Source organism: Bradyrhizobium vignae (assembly GCF_004114425.1).
Taxonomy (GTDB): domain Bacteria; phylum Pseudomonadota; class Alphaproteobacteria; order Rhizobiales; family Xanthobacteraceae; genus Bradyrhizobium; species Bradyrhizobium vignae.
This window is the reverse complement of sequence record NZ_RDQF01000010.1, coordinates 124,117-141,203: the sequence shown is the minus strand read 5'-3', so window position 1 is coordinate 141,203 and position 17,087 is coordinate 124,117. Positions and strand designations below refer to the sequence as shown.

Here is a 17,087-nt window from a genome sequence, read left to right as displayed (position 1 = left end):
TCATGCGCCCCCAACCATCGGAGCAAGCGCCCGATACACGACCTCGGCCAGCAGGGTCGCGAACAGCGCGAACAGATACAGGATCGAGAAGGCAAACAGCTTGCGGGTCGCGCGCAGCGACTGGCTGCGTTCGCGCCGCATATAGACGTTGATCGCGAGCACCAGCATGCCGGCGCCGAGGATCAGCGAGACGATGCCGTAGACGGCGTCGAAATAGCCGAGCGCCCAGGGCGTCGCGGCCACCGCGATCAGCACGATCGTGTAGAGCAGGATCTGGAGGCGGGTCGCGTCGGGACCGGCGACGTTGGGCAGCATCGGAATGCCGGCGCGCGCATAGTCGTCGGAGCGGAACAGCGCCAGCGCCCAGAAATGCGGCGGCGTCCAGAAGAAGATGATGGCGAACAGCAGCAGCGGCTCCACATCGACCGTGCCCGTCACCGAGGCCCACGCCACCACCGGCGGCAGCGCGCCGGCGGCGCCGCCGATCACGATGTTCTGCGCGGTCCAGCGCTTCAGCCAGAGGGTGTAAATCACGACGTAGAAGAAGATGGTGAAGGCGAGCAGCGCGCCCGCGATCCAGTTGACGAGGATGCCGAGCGTCATCACCGAGAAGAAGGCGAGCGTCATGCCGAACGTCATGGCCTCGGGACGGGTGATGCGTCCGCGCGGAATCGGCCGGTTCGCCGTGCGCGACATCTTGGCGTCGATGTCGCCTTCGAGCGCCATGTTGAGTGCCCCGGAGGCGCCGGCACCGACCGCGATGCAGAGCAGCGAGGTGATCGCCAACACGGGATGGAAATGCCCGGGCGCCATCGCCATTCCGACCAGCGCGGTGAAGATCACCAGCGACATCACCCGCGGCTTGAGCAGCGCGATGTAGTCGCCGACCTCCGCTTCGGAGATGCGGGGATTGATGTCGATGGCGTTATGGTCGAGGACGGACACTTAGATCTACTCGTTTCGTTATAGCGCCGCGGCGCCCGTCACGGGCGCCGCGGGAGATTGCTTACTGCACGCGGGGCAGCACTTCGAATTGGTGGAACGGTGGCGGCGAGGACAGCGTCCACTCCAGCGTGGTCGCGCCGGCACCCCAGGGGTTGTCGCCCGCCGGCACCTTGCGGGCGAAGGCGTCGATCACGCAATACAGGAAGATCAGCACGCCGAAGCCGGAGATGTAGGAGCCGACCGACGAGACCAAATTCCAGCCCGCGAAGGCATCGGGATAGTCGACGTAACGGCGCGGCATGCCCGACAGGCCGAGGAAGTGCTGCGGGAAGAACACCAGGTTGACACCGATGAAGGTGACCCAGAAGTGCAGCTTGGCGAGGCTCTCATTGTACATGTAGCCCGACATCTTCGGGAACCAGTAGTACCAGCCGGCGAAGATCGCGAACACCGCACCGAGCGACAGCACGTAGTGGAAGTGCGCGACGACGTAGTAGGTCTCCTGGAGCACGCGATCGACACCCGCGTTCGCCAGCACGACGCCGGTGACGCCGCCGATCGTGAACAGGAAGATGAAGCCCACCGCCCAGATCATCGGGGCGCGGAATTCGATCGAGCCGCCCCACATCGTGGCGACCCAGGAGAAGATCTTCACGCCGGTCGGAACGGCGATGACCATCGTGGCCGCGACGAAGTAGGCCTGCGTCGCCGAGGACATGCCGACCGTGTACATGTGGTGCGCCCACACCACGAAGCCGATGCCGCCGATCGCGACCATGGCGTAGGCCATGCCGAGATAACCGAACACGGGCTTGCGCGAGAAGGTCGAGACGATCTGGCTGATCATGCCGAAGCCCGGCAGGATCAGGATGTACACCTCGGGGTGACCGAAGAACCAGAACAGATGCTGGAACAGCACGGGGTCGCCACCACCGTCGGGCGCGAAGAACGTCGTGCCGAAATTGCGGTCGGTGAGCAGCATGGTGATCGCACCGGCGAGCACCGGCAGCGACAACAGCAGCAGGAACACCGTCACCAGGATCGACCACACGAACAGCGGCATCTTGTGCAGGGTCATGCCCGGCGCGCGCATGTTGAAGATGGTCGTGATGAAGTTGATGGCACCGAGGATCGACGAGGCGCCCGCCAGATGCAGCGACAGGATGGCGAAGTCGACGGCCGGGCCCGGATGGCCGGAGCTCGACAGCGGCACGTACATGGTCCAGCCGGCGCCGACGCCGTTGGCGCCCGGCTCGCCCTCGACGAAGGTCGACATCAGCAGCAGCGCGAAGGACGCCGGCAGCAGCCAGAACGAGATGTTGTTCATGCGCGGGAACGCCATGTCGGGCGCGCCGATCATCAGCGGCACGAACCAGTTGCCGAAGCCGCCGATCATCGCGGGCATGACCATGAAGAAGATCATGATCAGGCCGTGAGAGGTCACGAACACATTGTAGGTGTGCGTCTCATGGAAGATCTGCACGCCCGGATACATCAGCTCGGCCCGGATCGCGATCGACATCGCGGCACCGATGATGCCGGCGATGACCGCGAAGATCAGGTACATCGTGCCGATGTCCTTGTGGTTGGTCGAATAGACGTAGCGCCGCCATCCAGTCGGATGGGCGTGCTCGTCATGTCCGTGGGCTTGCGCGTGATCGCCGTGTGCCGCTGCGCTCGTTGCCATTTTCAAATCCTGCCTTGCGTCCCATTCGGACCTTTGGAGGTCCCGCCCTTTTGTCGCTTTCAGTCCCTCAAGCCGTCATCCGGCGCTTACTGCGTCGGGCCGGCCGCGGAGGCGTAGGTGCTGGTGCCGCCGCTCGCAAACTTCTTCTTCGCCGTCTCGATCCAGGAGGCGAACTCCTGGTCGCTCACCACGCGCACGGCGATCGGCATGAAGGCGTGATCCTTGCCGCACAGTTCCGAGCACTGACCGTAGTACATGCCGGTCTTGGTGGCCTTGAACCAGGTCTCGTTCAGACGGCCCGGAATGGCGTCGATCTTGATGCCGAAAGCCGGCACCGCAAAGGCATGGATGACGTCGGCGCCGGTGGTCTGGACGCGAATCACCTTGTTGACCGGCACCACCATCTCGTTGTCGACGCCGAGCAGACGGGGCTGCTTGTCCTGCGCCATCAGCGAGTCGAACTCGAACTTGCCGTTATCGGGATAGGCATACGACCAGTACCACTGCTTGCCGGTCGCCTTGATGGTCAGATCCGCCTTCGGCACGTCGAGCTCCAGGAACAGAAGCCGGAACGACGGCACCGAGATTCCGACCAGGATCAGCACCGGAACGAGGGTCCAGGCCACCTCGATCAGCGTGTTGTGGGTGGTCCGCGACGGGACCGGATTGGCCTTCGCGTTGAACTTGACGACCACGATCACGAGCAGCGCCAGGACGAACAGCGTGATCAGGGTGATCAGCACGAATAGGAAATTGTGGAACCAGACGATGTTGTCCATCACTGGGGAACCGGACTGCTGGAGCGTCCACTCCCACGGAGCCGGCTGCCCGAGCTCGGCGAATGCCGCACCACCCGTCGCCAGCGTAACGCCAGCCGCCACCAAGGCGATGGTGGCCAATCCCAGCAATTGCCGGCCCACCCGACCCATCGACATCCTCATGCCGTTCGCGCTCCCCTTACGAAATCACCCCAAGTGCGTTCCCCTGTTTCCGGGAAACGCTTATTCGATCCGCCAGTCCGACAAACCGCCACGCAAGAATACCTCTAAGAGGAATCGGGGCCAGATCGCTAGAACGCGAAATCAAGCCTCTCAAACCATAATTCTTGATCTATCGCAATGCAGTCTTGAGCCTGGTCTGCCAGCCATCACCGGCAGGATATTTCCCAGTAACATCAGACAAAAATACCGTTTCCCGGGATGCTGCGGCTTGACAGCGGAATTGCCCGCGTTAGGCACTGGCAGGCAGCCGCGCAGGAGCCTGATTCGAGCGGGCGATGGCGGTGTGGGCGGCGCGGAATTTGCTTGGGAATCGCCTTCAAGACGCCGTCATTCCCGTATCAGTCCGCCAGGGTGCGAGTGACCCAGGCGAGCAGAGGGACCGACCCGATGGGGCTTTCGAGATCGATGGCAAGGCCGGCGAACGGCCTCCCGGCGCTGGCCGCCCTCGTGGCTGCGATCGTCCTCCTCGCGCTGCCGGGCCTTGCCCATGCGCAGGGCGCGGTACGCTCCGTCCATGGCGACTGGCAGATCCGCTGCGACACCCCGCCGGGCGCCCAGACAGAGCAGTGCGCCCTGATCCAGAGCGTGGTGGCGGAAGACCGCTCCAATGCCGGCCTGACCGTGATCGTGCTCAAGACCGCCGACCAGAAGAGCCGCCTGATGCGCGTGGTCGCCCCGCTCGGGGTCCTGTTGCCCTCGGGCCTCGGACTCAAGCTCGACAACCAGGACGTCGGCCGCGCCGGCTTCGTCCGCTGCCTCCCCAACGGCTGCGTCGCCGAGGTCGTTCTCGAAGACAAGCTGCTCGGCCAGCTCCGCAGCGCCAAGACCGCAACCTTCATCATCTTCGAGACCCCGGAAGAAGGCATCGGCTTCCCGCTCAGCCTGAACGGGCTGGGTGAGGGGTACGACAAGCTGCCGTAGGGGCGGCTGAACTGGCAATCCTATTGTTTCCGTAATGTGAGACCTGGCGCCCTCGCGGAACTGGTCCGAAACCATTATCTTGCCCCACATCTTCCGATAATGGACGGACGAATGACCAACCCTGCCACAACCTCCCTGCTCGACCGTGCCAATCTCGACCGCGACCAGGTTCGCCACGAGATCGCGCGCGGGCTTTCGGGCGCTGACGACGGCGAACTGTTCCTGGAATACAGCCAGACCGAAGCGCTGATGTTCGACAATGGGCGGCTGAAGCAGGCGACCTACGACACCTCGCAGGGGTTCGGCCTGCGCGCCGTCAAGGACGACGCGGTCGGTTACGCGCATTCCTCCGACGTGTCGCTGCCGGCGCTGATTCGCGCCGCGGACGCCGTCGCTGCCGTGCGCGGCGGCTACTCCGGCAGCTTCGCCGCACCGCCGGCGCACACCAATGTGCGGCTCTATGGCGACGACAACCCGCTCGATGCGCCGGGCTTCGAGACCAAGGTCAAGCTGCTGGCCGAGATCGACGCTTACCTGCGCGACAAGGATCCGCGGGTGCGGCAGGTCAGCGTGAGTCTCGGCGCGACCTGGCAGGTCGTCGAGATCCTGCGGCCCGACGGCGAGAGCTATCGCGACATCCGTCCGCTGGTGCGCGTCAACATCTCCGTCGTCGCCGGCCAGGGCGACCGCCAGGAGAGCGGCAGCAAGGGCTATGGCGGCCGCGCCGGCTATGCCGAGTTCATCGCGACCAAGTCCTGGCGCGAGGCCGCCGACGGCGCGCTGCGCGAAGCGCTCGTCAACCTGGAATCGATTCCCGCCCCCGCCGGCGAAATGGACGTCGTGCTCGGCGCCGGCTGGCCCGGCGTGATGTTGCATGAAGCGGTCGGCCATGGCCTCGAAGGCGACTTCAACCGCAAGAAGACGTCGGCATTTGCCGGCTTGATGGGCCAGCAGGTCGCGGCCAAAGGCGTCACCGTGGTCGACGACGGCACCATTGCCTCGCGGCGCGGCTCGCTGTCGATCGACGACGAGGGCACGCCGACCAATCGCACCGTGCTGATCGAGGACGGCATCCTCGTCGGCTACATGCAGGATCGGCAGAACGCACGGCTGATGAACATGAAGCCGACCGGCAACGGCCGTCGCCAGGGTTATGCCCATGTGCCGATGCCGCGCATGACCAACACCTACATGCTCGCGGGCGACCGCGAGCCGGGCGAGATCATCGCCTCGGTGAAGAACGGCGTGTTCGCCGCGAATTTCGGTGGCGGCCAGGTCGACATCACCTCGGGCAAATACGTGTTCCAGTGCACCGAGGCCTACAAGATCGAGAACGGCAAGATCGGTGCGCCTTTGAAGGGCGCCATGCTGATCGGCAACGGGCCGACCGACCTGCATCGCATCCGCATGATCGGCAACGACCTCGCGCTCGACACCGGGATCGGCACCTGCGGCAAGAATGGCCAGGGCGTGCCTGTCGGCGTCGGCCAACCGTCGCTGCTGATGGAACGCATTACGGTAGGTGGAACAGGCGCATGAGTGTTGAGAAAGTAACTGCGCCCGCCAAGCGCAAAAGCAGCGGCTGGGGTGGACAGATCGCTCAGCTCGCCGGCATCGTCGCCGCGGTCTTCATCGCCAAGGGCGCGCTTGCCGAGCCGTTCTACGTGCCGTCGGGCTCGATGGAGCCGACGCTGTTGATCGGCGATGCGCTGCTCGCCTCGAAATTCCCCTATGGCTACGGCACCTCGTCGCTGCCGATCCAGATCAGCCTGCCCGAGAGCGGCCGCGTCTTCGCGGAGACGCCGAAGCTCGGCGACGTCGTGGTCTTCCGCTGGCCCGGCGATCGCTCGCAGGCCTGGGTCAAGCGCGTCGTGGGCCTGCCCGGCGACCGCATCCAGATGCGGCAAGGCCAGCTCTTCATCAACGACCGCCCCGCCGAGCTGAAGCCCGATGGCGTCGGCGCCGCGGAGGACGACCATGGCGGCAGCGAGCCCGCCTATCGCTACGTCGAGACGCTGCCGAACGGCGTCTCGCATCTGATCTTCAAGATGCGCGACAGCGGTCCGCTCGACAACACGCCCGAAGTGACGGTGCCCGCTGGTCACCTCTTCGTGCTCGGCGACAACCGCGACAATTCCGCCGATAGCCGCGTGCCGCTGCGCTCCGGCGGTGTCGGCCTCTTGCCGATCGACAATCTGATCGGCCGTGCCGATGCGGTGCTCGGCTCCTGGGATCTCGGCATGCGCGGCCAGCCGGTGTGGACCTGGCTGTCCGGGTTCAGGCTGGCGCGGTTCTTCACCGCCGTGCATTGACTGGTCATTGGGTGAGAAGAGACGAATTCCTCGCTCTTGCCTTGCGCAATCCGGTCAACGCCACGATTCTAGACGAGCTCCATCGCCTCGCGCTGCCGGATGCGTGGCTGGTTTCGGGATGCCTGGTGCAGACCGTGTGGAACATGCTCACGCGCCGTGCGATCGATCACGGCATCGCAGATTACGACGTGTTCTATTTCGATCCTGATACGTCATGGGAGGCCGAGGACGCGGTGATCCGCACGCTGCACGCGCGGCTCGCGCATCTCGGTGCCAAAATCGAGGCCCGCAACCAGGCCCGCGTGCATCTATGGTACCCCGCCAAGCACGGCCTGCCCTACCCGCCGCTAAGCTGCACGGCAGACGGCATCGATCGCTTCCTGACGCAGAACACGCAAATCGGAGTGAGGCGCGCTGCCGATGGCTACGAGGTCTACGCCCCGCACGGCTTCGACGACGTCGGGAGATTGATTGTGCGGCCCAACCGGGCGGAAAATTTCTCAATCGCCAATTATGAGGCGAAGGCCGCGCGATGGAAGGCGCTCTGGCCCGAGCTTACGGTGATTGCGGCGGAGTGATGCTCGTGTCCCGGACAAGTCGCATCGTGAAACGATGCGGCGCAGAGCCGGGACCCATGGCACATCGGATCCCTGTGTGGCGTGGCCCTAGTTCAGCCGCGCATCACTTCGTGCTCCGCCGCGCCCGGGGCACGTGACAACGACTACCGCACCACGCCCGACGTGAATCCCGCCTTCCTTCGCGGCGGCTTGATCTCCTTCTTCAGGAAACAGCGCGCCTCACGCCCGGTATAGCCGGGGCGGGCATAGGTGAACGCACGGCATTTGTTGTCGGCGGTGCAGGCGGCCTTGCAGGCCTCGACGCTTTCACCGTCCTTGAGCTCGAAATTGCGCAAATCGCCGCCAGGGCGGTCGATCGAGCTCTCGACGCCCTCGACGCGCGGCTCGATCACGCCGGCGCCGCGGACCCCCGAGATACAGCAACTTCCCGGCACGCGCGCCGGCACGCTGTTCTTCAGCCAGCACACCGCCGCGGCACCGTCGACGTCGGGATAACTGAAGCTCCAGGAGCGGCAGCGGCGATCGCGCTCGCACAGCAGCGCGCAATCCTCGGGATCGCCCGAGGTGACCGGCGTGCTGAAATAGTCGCCGCCGGGCCGATCGAACGCCGTCTGGGCAGGCGCCGGCACACTCGCAAATGCGAGCGAAAGCAGCGTGACACATGCCGCGACGCTGGCCATGACGGCCCCGGACAGGCGGCCCTTCCCCATCAGAACAGCTTTCGAGTTATTGACGACGCTCAGGTTTTTCGGCCGGTCATTTGATCGCCGCAAACCTGTATGGGCGATGAACGGCTGAAATCCGGATCGTTGGCCTAACGCATGACCCCAACGGCCGTGTTAGCGCAAAGTGTGACGCGATTATCCGAGAAGATCATGCTCAAACAAGGTCTAGAACGCATACTCCGCGTAGGCTGGTTCCACCGAGCCTTTCCAAGGACCGTTGAACTTCTCCAGCATCTCCTCGGCCGGCGTCCGGCCGGAATCGATGATGCGATCGAGCGGCTCGAGGTGCCGGGTCTCATCGCGGCCAAGCTGGTCAATTCGGCCGCGGCGGCGCAGGCCGGCATGAGCCAGAACGAGGCACTCCTTGGCGATCTCGAACAGATAGCGATCCTTGATCCGCGCCTTGAAGCCGAAGCGCGGCACGTCATCGCGCAAGGCCTGACGCTCATGCGCACTCCAGTGCTTCACCATGTCCCAGGCGGCATCGAGCGAAGCCCCATCGTAGAGCAGCCCGACCCAGAATGCCGGCAGCGCCGGCAGACGGCCCCACGGTCCGCCGTCGGAGCCGCGCATCTCGAGATAACGCTTGAGCCGCACTTCCGGGAAGATCGTCGAGAGATGGTTGGCCCAGTCCGACAGCGTCGGACGCTCGCCGGGAAGATTGTTGTTGCGGCCATCGAAGAACGCGCGGAACGAGGAGCCCGACACGTCGATGTACTCCTCGCCGCGCTTGACGAAATACATGGGCACGTCGAGCGCGTAGTCGACATAGCGCTCGAATCCCATGCCGTCGTCGAACGCCCACGGCATCATGCCGGCGCGCGCGTTGTCGGTGTCGCGCCAGATCTCGGACCGGAAAGAGAGGAAGCCATTCGGCTTGCCCTCGGTGAACGGCGAATTGGCGAACAGCGCAGTCGCGACCGGCTGGAGCGCGAGCGAGACGCGCAGCTTCTTGACCATGTCGGCTTCGGAGGAGAAGTCGAGATTGGTCTGCACCGTGCAAGTCCGGTACATCATGTCGAGGCCGTACTGACCGACCTTCGGCATGTAATTGGTCATGATCTTGTAGCGGCCCTTGGGCATCACCGGGATATCGGCGCGCGACCAGGACGGCGTCATGCCGAGCCCGAGGAAGCCGATGCCGAGCGGCGCTGCGATCTCGCGCACCTGCGCAAGATGCGCCATCAACTCGCTCTGGGTCTGGTGCACGTTCTCGACCGGCGCGCCGGAGAGCTCGAACTGTCCGCCGGGCTCGAGCGAGATCGCACCGCCGCCCGTGACATCGTAGAGGCCGATGATGTTGCCCTGCTCCATGATCGGCTCCCAGCCGAGCAGGAGCTTCATGCCTTCGAGCAGCGCACCGATGCCGCGCGCCCCCCCGTAAGGCACCGGACGGTGGCCGTCGAGCGTGAACGGCGTCTTCTCGTGCTCGGTGCCCATGCGGAATTCGGACGGGTCCTTGCAGCCGGCCTCGAACCACGCGACGAGCTCGTCGCGTGATTGCAGCGGCGTCATATCGATCTGGTCTCGCGCCATATCAAACTCTATTCAAAAAGCGCTTCGACCGAACGCGCGCGGGTGACAGGGATGGCCCGCGAACCCACCGGTTGCGCGGATGAGCGGGTTTGCCGCGCAATCATCGCGACGGCATGCTTTCGTTGACGCCCGCGGGCGGCAGTTTCATCTCGCCGCACGAGCAGCCCAGGCGGTCGAGCAGACTGCTGAGCTTGACGGCATCGGCATCCGACAGTTTCGAACCGACATATTTCTCGATCGCAGCCGAATAGGCGCCCCACATCCGCTTCTGCAGCTCGCGGCCGGCTTCCGTGATCTCGACGAACTGGCCGCGCTTGTCGATCTTGCATTCGCGCCGCGAGGCAAGGCCCTCGTCGACCAGGCGGTCGATCAGCCGCGAGGTAGAATATTGCGGGATCAGCATCTGCCGCTCGAGTTCGACCGGCCGCAGCTCGCCCGAGGGGGCCCGCGACAATTCGAGCAGCGCGTCATACCAGGCCAGGGGTGGGAAGCCGGCCTTCTTCAAGTCCTGCTCGACGCAGTCGAGCACGCGGCTCTGCACCCGCATCAGGCGGATCCAGGCGGCTGTTGCCTCGGTCGATGGTCTGCGTTTCATGGTCCCGCTCAAGCTCGTCGCCCGTCTCTTACTCCATTTGATGCACCTGCATCAATCTTGACTATTTCAAGCAGGTGCATGTAGTCGTCCTTTCGGCCGAACCAAGCTTCAGGCGGAGGAAATTCCGTGAAACCGTACGCTTCGCCCGGTGCCTGTCCACTGTCCCCGGATCGCGGTCCTGGAAGCCCGCCTGGCCGATGAGCTGGTCGAGGTCGAATCGGCGCCAAGAAGCTCGAAAATGGCGAGGATGACCTGAAGCTGAACCCCTTGGGGGCCAGGTCCCTGCGCTGGGCCTCGACTGCGATGAGATCGTGACCGAAGGCCGTGTGATTGTCCAGATGACCGGCGATCCGGCTTGAGCCGAGGCGCTGGCGCCCGCCCGCGCCAGTTCCAAGAAGGTTGGTCCGCCTTTCACGGAGCGGGACGGGCGGGACGCCGAAGAGCCGGACCGACGATCCGGTCGCTCGCGGAATCCGAAATTTCGAGGCGCACTGACGTCAATTTTACGAGCATTGTCAGGGTTAACAATAACTCTGCGTTGTGCGCTCCGCGGTCGTCACCATCCTTGTGGGAGCAATCCACTTGGCTCAGCTTCAGCGCGGGACACGACGCAGACCGCTGGACCGGACAGCTATCGTGACGACCGTACTCCTCCTGCTGCTCGCGAGCGCAATCACTGGCTTGGCGACGGGGCTATTCTTCCGAGTCTGGGCTCTGTTGCTGGTCTCGCCGGTGACCGCGATCCTTGCCGCAACGGTGCTTCAGACCTCGGGCTTTGGCTTTTGGACGGGCGTTCCAATCGTCGTCGGCTGCCTGATTGCCGGCCAGGTCGCCTATCTGGCGGCGACCTTCTACGTGCACAGAGGGGAGCTTTCAGTGCAGGACGAGACCGACGGCGAACCAGGCAAGCACGGCCAGCGCCATGTCAAAGGCGAGGACGAGTAGGGCCAGGCCGACCCACGAAGGAATCTTTCTGCGCAGCCGGAGCAGCCTGCGGCGCGGCCACGGCCGAACCAGCAGCAATAGGGGAGCGCATCTCACCGCAACGCCGGCTGCGCTGCCTTGAGACACCGGGGGGATCATTGCGGGACACCTTCAATGCCAATGGGTCATCCGGTGGATGATCAGCAAGAGTGGTGCCGAGCGAGCGTGGCCGGAACGACGAAGGCGGCTGGAACGCCAGTCCCGCCGACGAGACGGTATCGGGCCGCGCATTCGCGCCGTTCTGAGATGGAAAATAAAAAATGCCGGATCAATGATCCGGCATTTTTGTCTCTGCGTAACCCGGATTTCGCTCACGCTCCATCAGGGCTACAGGCCTCTCTCAGGCCGCCGCCTTCTTGGGCGCGAAGCGTCCGTAGAACGTCTCGCCCTTCGCTGCCATCTCTTCCAGGAGTTTCGGCGGCGTGAAGCGCGAGCCGTATTTCGCCTCCAGCTTGTGGCAAAGTTCGACGAACTTCTTCGTGCCCATGAAGTCGATATAGGACAGCGTGCCACCGGTGAACGGCGCGAAGCCGAAGCCGAGGATCGAGCCGACATCCGCCTCGCGCGGATCGGTGATGACGTGATCCTCCACCGTGCGCGCGGCTTCCACGGCCTGTACGACCAGGAAGCGCTGCTTCAGCTCCTCGATATCGAGCGTATCGGGGTCGAGCTGCTTCGGCTGCAGCGCCGAGAGGCCAGGCCACAGGCTCTTCTGGCCCTTGCCCTTCTCAGGATAGTCGTAGAAGCCCTTGCTGTTCTTGCGGCCGAGCCGGCCCTGCTTCTCGACCATCTCCACCATCAGCTTCTTCTGATCGGGATTGATGGCGTTGGGGCCGAGATCGGCTTCGGTCGCCTTCATGATCTTGAGGCCGAGGTCGAGCGCGACTTCGTCCGACAGCGAGAGCGGGCCGACCGGCATGCCGGCCATCTTGGCGCAGTTCTCGATCATCGCCGGCGGCACGCCTTCGAGGAACATCTCGTTGCCTTCGGCGACATAGCGGCCGACGCAGCGATTGGCGAAGAAGCCGCGAGAGTCGTTCACCACGATCGGCGTCTTGCCGATCTGGCGGACATAGTCGAGCGCGGTCGCCAGCGCGACGTCGCCGGTGTTCTTGCCGAGGATGATCTCGACCAGCATCATCTTCTCGACCGGCGAGAAGAAGTGAATGCCGATGAACTTGCCCTGATCCCTGAAACTCTCGGCCAGCGAGGTGATCGGCAGCGTCGAGGTGTTGGACGCGAAGATCACATCCGGCTTGAGATATTGCTGCGCCTTGGCGAAGGTCTCCGCCTTGACCTTGCGATCCTCGAACACCGCCTCGATGACGAGATCGACATCCTCGAGCGAGGCGTAATCCGCCGTCGCCGTGATGCGCGCGAGCAGCGCTTCAGCGTCGGCCGGCTTGGCGCGGCCCTTCTTGATCTGGTCCTCGATCACCTTCTGCGCGTGCGCCTTGCCCTTGTCGGCGCTCTCCTGGTCGCGATCGATCAGGACGACGTCGAGGCCGGCACGGGCCGAGACATAGCCGACGCTGGCGCCCATGAAGCCGGCGCCGATCACGGCGATCTTCTTCGCCTTGGTCGGCGGCACGTCCTTCGGGCGGCGCGCGCCCTTGTTGAGCTCCTGCATCGACAGGAACAGGCTGCGGATCATCGCGGCCGCCTCCTTCGAGCGCAGCACCGAGGTGAAGTAGCGCGACTCCACGCGCAAAGCGGCGTCGATCGGCAGCTGCAGGCCCTCATAGACGCAGCTCATGATGGCGCGCGCGGCCGGATAATTGTCGTAGGTCTCGCGGCGATAGATCGCGTTGCCGGCGGGGAACATCATCATGCCGGCTTTGGAGAACACCGGACCTCCCGGCAGCTTGAAGCCCTTCTCGTCCCAGGGCGCGACCGCCTTGCCGCCGCCCTTGATCCAGTCCTTCGCGGCCTTGATGAGGTCGGCGGCAGGAACGATGGCGTGAATCAAATTCAGCGCCTTGGCCTTCTCGACCGTGACGGGGTCGCCCTTGAGCAGGATGGTCATCGCGTCCTGCGGCGGCACCAGGCGCGGCACGCGCTGCGTGCCGCCGGCGCCCGGAAACAGGCCGACCTTGACCTCGGGCAGGCCGAGGCGCGTCTTGGGATTCTCGGCCGCCACGCGGTAGTGGCAGCACAGCGTGATCTCGAAGCCGCCGCCGAGCGCGAGGCCGTTGATCGCGGCCGCCCACGGCTTGCCCGAGATCTCGATCGAGCGCAGCACCTGCGAGAAGCGCCGGCTCTGGTCGAACAGCATCTGGTTCGCGGCGGTTTCGCCCTGCTCCTTGAACACCTTGGCGTAGGCCTGGTTCATGCCCTCGAGCATGGACAAGTCGGCACCGGCGCAGAACGCTTCCTTGGCAGAGGTGATGACGATGCCCTTCACGGCCGCGTCAGCGGTGGTTGCCTTGACGATCGCATCGAGCTCATTGGTCGAGGTCTCGTCGAGCACGTTCATCGAACGGCCCGGGATGTCCCAGGTGACGAGCGCGATGCCGTCGGAATCGGTCTCAACCTTGAAGTTCTTGTAAGACATGGTGGCTGCTCCTCGGTGCCGCAGCCGATCTCAGGCGCGGCGGTTGACTTGAGATCTCGTCGGGTGGGCAAAGGCGCTCTTGCGCCGTGCCCACCCTCATTCGCGAAAGGCAGCAGTGGTGGGCACGCTTCGCTTTGCCCACCCTGCGGCAGCTCGTTACACGCGCTCGATGATGGTCGCGGTGCCCATGCCGCCACCGATGCACAGCGTCACAAGGGCGGTGGACTTGTTGGTGCGCTCGAGCTCGTCGAGCACGGTGCCGAGAATCATCGCACCGGTCGCCCCTAACGGATGGCCGAGCGCGATCGCGCCGCCGTTGACGTTGATCTTGGCGTTATCGATGTCGAAGGCCTGGATGTAGCGCAGCACGACGGAGGCGAAGGCCTCGTTGAGCTCGAACAGGTCGATGTCCGACTTCTTCATGCCGGAGCGCGCAAAGAGCTTTTCGGTGACGTCGACCGGACCCGTCAGCATCATCGCCGGCTCGGAGCCAATGTTGGCGAAGGCGCGGATCTTCGCACGTGGCTTCATGCCGTATTTCGCGCCTGCCTCTTTGCTGCCGAGCAGCACCGCGCCGGCGCCGTCGACGATACCCGACGAATTGCCGGCGTGGTGCACGTAGTTGACGCGCTCGATCTCGGGGTGCGACTGCACCGCGACGCCGTCGAAGCCGCCCATCTGCGCCATCATCGTGAACGAGGGCTGCAGCTGCGCCAGCGACTGCATCGTCGTGTTGGGGCGCATATGCTCGTCCTTGGCGAGAATGGTGAGGCCGTTGATGTCCTTCACCGGCACGACCGACTTGTCGAAGCGGCCCTCGTCCCAGGCCTTGCCGGCGCGTTGCTGGCTCTGCACGGCGTAGGCATCGACGTCGTCGCGGGAGAAGCCATACTTGGTGGCGATCAGATCGGCCGAGACGCCCTGCGGCATGAAATAAGCCGGCACTGCGATCGAGGGGTCCATCGGCCAGGCGCCGCCGGAGGCGCCGATGCCGACGCGGCTCATGGATTCGGCGCCGCCGCCGATCACCAGATCGTGTTGGCCGCTCATGATCTGCGCGGCGGCGAAGTTCACGGCATCGAGGCCGGAGGCGCAGAAGCGGCTGATCTGCACGCCCGGCACGGCTTCGCCGAGGCCCGCCTTCAGCGCGGCGAAGCGCGCGATGTCGGAGCCGGCTTCGCCGACCGGATCGACCACGCCGAGCACGACGTCGTCGACGGAGTCCTCGGGCAGGTTGTTGCGGTCCTTCAGTGCCTTCAGCGGCACCGTGGCGAGTGCGAGCGCCGTGACTTCGTGCAGCGCGCCATCCGGCTTGCCGCGGCCGCGCGGGGTGCGGACGTGATCGTAGATGAATGCCTCAGGCATGACGCCCTCCTGATGTGATGTTCGAAAGCTGTTGGGAAACGCCGGCGGAAGCAGGCTTCAGAACGCTTCCGCCGGCAATTCCATGATGGTGGCGCAGCCGGCCTGGATGCGCGCGAGATTGGCCGCGGTCTCCGGCAGCATCCGCTCCATGAAGAAGCGGCCGGTGACGAGCTTGGTCGAGAGATAGGGCGTGGCGCCCGACTCGGCAATCTTCGCCTGCGTCACCTTGGCCATCTTCGCCCACATGTAGCCGAGCGCGACGAAGCCGAAGAGGTGCAGGTAGTCGGTCGCGGCTGCTCCCGCATTGTCCGGCTTCGCCATCGCGTTTTGCATCAGCCAGGTGGTGGCTTGCTGGAGATGGCCGAGCGAAGTCGAGAGCGGGGTGATGAAAGGCTTCATCGCCTCGTCGCCGCCGTTCTCCTTGGCGAAAGCCATGACCTCGCCGAAGAACGCCATGATGGCACGGCCACCGTCGCGCGGCAGCTTGCGGCCGACCAGGTCGAGCGCCTGGATGCCGTTGGCGCCTTCATAGATCATCGCAATACGGGCATCGCGCACGAACTGCTCCATGCCCTGCTCGGCGATGTAACCGTGGCCGCCATACATCTGCTGCGCCTGCACCGCGTTGGCGAAGCCGTAATCGGTGAGGAAACCCTTCAGCACCGGCGTCATCAGGCCCATGTGGTCGTCGGCGGCCTGGCGATCCCTGGGGTCTTCGGAACGATGGGCGACGTCGCTCTTCAGTGCGGTCCAGATCACGAATGCGCGCGCGGCTTCGTTGAAGGCACGGATCGAGAGCAGCGTGCGGCGCACGTCGGGATGCACGATGATCGGATCGGCCGGCTTGTCAGGTGCCTTGGCACCGGTGAGGGAACGGCCTTGGATGCGCTCGCGGGCATAGGCGACCGCGTTCTGATAGGCGACCTCCGACTGTGCGAGGCCCTGCACGGCGACGCCGAGCCTGGCTTCGTTCATCATCACGAACATGCCTTGCATGCCCTTGTTCTCTTCGCCGATCAGCCAGCCGGTGGCGTTGTCGTAGTTCATCACACACGTCGAATTACCGTGGATGCCCATCTTGTGCTCGATCGAGCCGCAGACGACGCCGTTCCGTGCCCCGACCGAACCATCGGCATTCACGAGGAATTTCGGCACCACGAACAGCGACACGCCCTTGATGCCGGCGGGCGCGCCCTCGATGCGGGCGAGCACGAGATGGATGATGTTTTCGGCGAGATCGTGCTCGCCGGCCGAGATGAAGATCTTGGTGCCCGTGATCTTGAAGCTGCCGTCGGCCTGGCGCACGGCCTTGGTGCGGAGCATGCCGAGATCGGTGCCGCAATGCGGCTCAGTGAGGTTCATGGTGCCGGTCCATTGGCCCGCCACCATCTTCGGCACGTAAGTCTTCTTCTGCTCAGGGCTTCCATGGACGAGCAGCGCCGCGGTCGCGCCCATGGTGAGGCCGCCATACATCGAGAACGCCATGTTGGCGGAGATCTGGAATTCGTTGACGGCTTGCGAGAGCGTCACCGGCAGACCCTGGCCCCCGAACTCGGTCGGCGCCGACAGGCCGAGCCAGCCGCCTTCGGCCACTTGCTTGAAGGCGTCCTTGAACCCCTTCGGCGTGGTGACACTGCCGTCGTCGGCCCGCTTGCAGCCTTCGAGATCGCCCACGCGATTGAGCGGCTGCAGCACTTCTTCGGCGAGCTTGGCGGCTTCGCCCAGGATCGCCTCGCGCACGTCGCTCGACGCATCGGAGAAGCCCGGCAGATTGTCGTAGCGGTCGATCTGGAAGACGTCGTTGAGCAGGAAGTTCACGTCTTCGACAGGGGCTTTATAGATCGGCATGATGGTCTCCCGGCATGGGCCCTGAAGGGATGATGT

The 17,087-nt window shown here is 64.7% G+C and carries 14 protein-coding genes and 1 pseudogene; 6 read left to right on the top strand and 9 right to left on the bottom strand.

Features of this window, described 5'->3' with window-relative positions; genetic code table 11:
• The 3 genes from EAV90_RS11610 to coxB all read right to left on the bottom strand — a co-directional run bounded on the left by EAV90_RS11610 (position 1) and on the right by coxB (position 3,573).
• Positions 1–945, bottom strand: coding sequence for a heme o synthase (locus EAV90_RS11610; RefSeq protein ID WP_122400699.1), 945 nt, complete (start codon positions 943–945; stop codon positions 1–3).
• A gap of 61 nt (positions 946–1,006) precedes the next feature.
• The gene (ctaD, locus tag EAV90_RS11605; RefSeq protein WP_122400698.1) at positions 1,007–2,632 is read right to left on the bottom strand and encodes a cytochrome c oxidase subunit I; all 1,626 of its coding nucleotides are present in this window, start codon (positions 2,630–2,632) and stop codon (positions 1,007–1,009) included.
• Positions 2,633–2,718: 86 nt separating this feature from the next.
• Positions 2,719–3,573, bottom strand: a complete 855-nt coding sequence (gene coxB / locus EAV90_RS11600; protein WP_122400697.1) for a cytochrome c oxidase subunit II — start codon at positions 3,571–3,573, stop codon at positions 2,719–2,721.
• Between the two features lie 447 nt (positions 3,574–4,020).
• Between coxB and EAV90_RS11595 the strand changes: the two genes are divergently transcribed.
• The 4 genes from EAV90_RS11595 (at position 4,021) to EAV90_RS11580 (ending at position 7,444) form a co-directional block, all read left to right on the top strand.
• On the top strand, positions 4,021–4,554 hold the full coding sequence (locus EAV90_RS11595; RefSeq protein WP_027574305.1) for an invasion associated locus B family protein: 534 nt from the start codon (positions 4,021–4,023) through the stop codon (positions 4,552–4,554).
• Between the two features lie 111 nt (positions 4,555–4,665).
• Entirely contained in the window at positions 4,666–6,093 is a 1,428-nt protein-coding gene (gene tldD, locus EAV90_RS11590) for a metalloprotease TldD (protein ID WP_122400695.1), read from the top strand.
• Complete coding sequence (lepB, locus tag EAV90_RS11585) at positions 6,090–6,866, top strand: signal peptidase I (protein WP_122400694.1); 777 nt, start codon at positions 6,090–6,092, stop codon at positions 6,864–6,866. The genes tldD and lepB overlap by 4 nt, the downstream gene beginning before the upstream one ends.
• An 11-nt stretch (positions 6,867–6,877) precedes the next feature.
• Positions 6,878–7,444, top strand: a complete 567-nt coding sequence (locus EAV90_RS11580) for a nucleotidyltransferase family protein (RefSeq protein ID WP_122400693.1) — start codon at positions 6,878–6,880, stop codon at positions 7,442–7,444.
• Between the two features lie 143 nt (positions 7,445–7,587).
• On the opposite strand, the gene EAV90_RS11575 is transcribed toward EAV90_RS11580, so the two are convergent.
• From EAV90_RS11575 to EAV90_RS11565, 3 genes are all read right to left on the bottom strand, one after another.
• On the bottom strand, positions 7,588–8,154 hold the full coding sequence (locus tag EAV90_RS11575; protein WP_122400692.1) for a PAN domain-containing protein: 567 nt from the start codon (positions 8,152–8,154) through the stop codon (positions 7,588–7,590).
• Between the two features lie 180 nt (positions 8,155–8,334).
• The gene (locus tag EAV90_RS11570; RefSeq protein WP_122400691.1) at positions 8,335–9,705 is read right to left on the bottom strand and encodes a glutamate--cysteine ligase; all 1,371 of its coding nucleotides are present in this window, start codon (positions 9,703–9,705) and stop codon (positions 8,335–8,337) included.
• 100 nt (positions 9,706–9,805) lie between these two features.
• Complete coding sequence (locus tag EAV90_RS11565) at positions 9,806–10,300, bottom strand: MarR family winged helix-turn-helix transcriptional regulator (protein WP_122400690.1); 495 nt, start codon at positions 10,298–10,300, stop codon at positions 9,806–9,808.
• Positions 10,301–10,426: 126 nt separating this feature from the next.
• On the opposite strand from EAV90_RS11565, the pseudogene EAV90_RS40470 reads away from it, so the two are divergent.
• Together EAV90_RS40470 and EAV90_RS11555 are read left to right on the top strand one after the other, a co-directional pair.
• A pseudogene (locus tag EAV90_RS40470) lies at positions 10,427–10,656 on the top strand (glutathione S-transferase family protein); the annotation flags it as partial.
• Between the two features lie 280 nt (positions 10,657–10,936).
• Positions 10,937–11,245, top strand: a complete 309-nt coding sequence (locus EAV90_RS11555) for a hypothetical protein (protein ID WP_129143443.1) — start codon at positions 10,937–10,939, stop codon at positions 11,243–11,245.
• Between the two features lie 379 nt (positions 11,246–11,624).
• On the opposite strand, the gene EAV90_RS11550 is transcribed toward EAV90_RS11555, so the two are convergent.
• The 3 genes from EAV90_RS11550 to EAV90_RS11540 all read right to left on the bottom strand — a co-directional run bounded on the left by EAV90_RS11550 (position 11,625) and on the right by EAV90_RS11540 (position 17,051).
• Positions 11,625–13,838 carry an FAD-dependent oxidoreductase gene (locus EAV90_RS11550; RefSeq protein ID WP_122400688.1) on the bottom strand — a complete coding sequence of 738 codons (2,214 nt, stop codon included), beginning with the start codon at positions 13,836–13,838 and terminating at the stop codon, positions 11,625–11,627.
• Positions 13,839–13,994: 156 nt separating this feature from the next.
• Positions 13,995–15,203: an acetyl-CoA C-acetyltransferase gene (locus EAV90_RS11545; protein WP_122400687.1), complete on the bottom strand. Its 1,209-nt coding sequence runs from the start codon at positions 15,201–15,203 to the stop codon at positions 13,995–13,997.
• A gap of 57 nt (positions 15,204–15,260) precedes the next feature.
• Positions 15,261–17,051 carry an acyl-CoA dehydrogenase C-terminal domain-containing protein gene (locus tag EAV90_RS11540; RefSeq protein ID WP_122400686.1) on the bottom strand — a complete coding sequence of 597 codons (1,791 nt, stop codon included), beginning with the start codon at positions 17,049–17,051 and terminating at the stop codon, positions 15,261–15,263.
• Between the last annotated feature and the right edge of the window lie 36 nt (positions 17,052–17,087).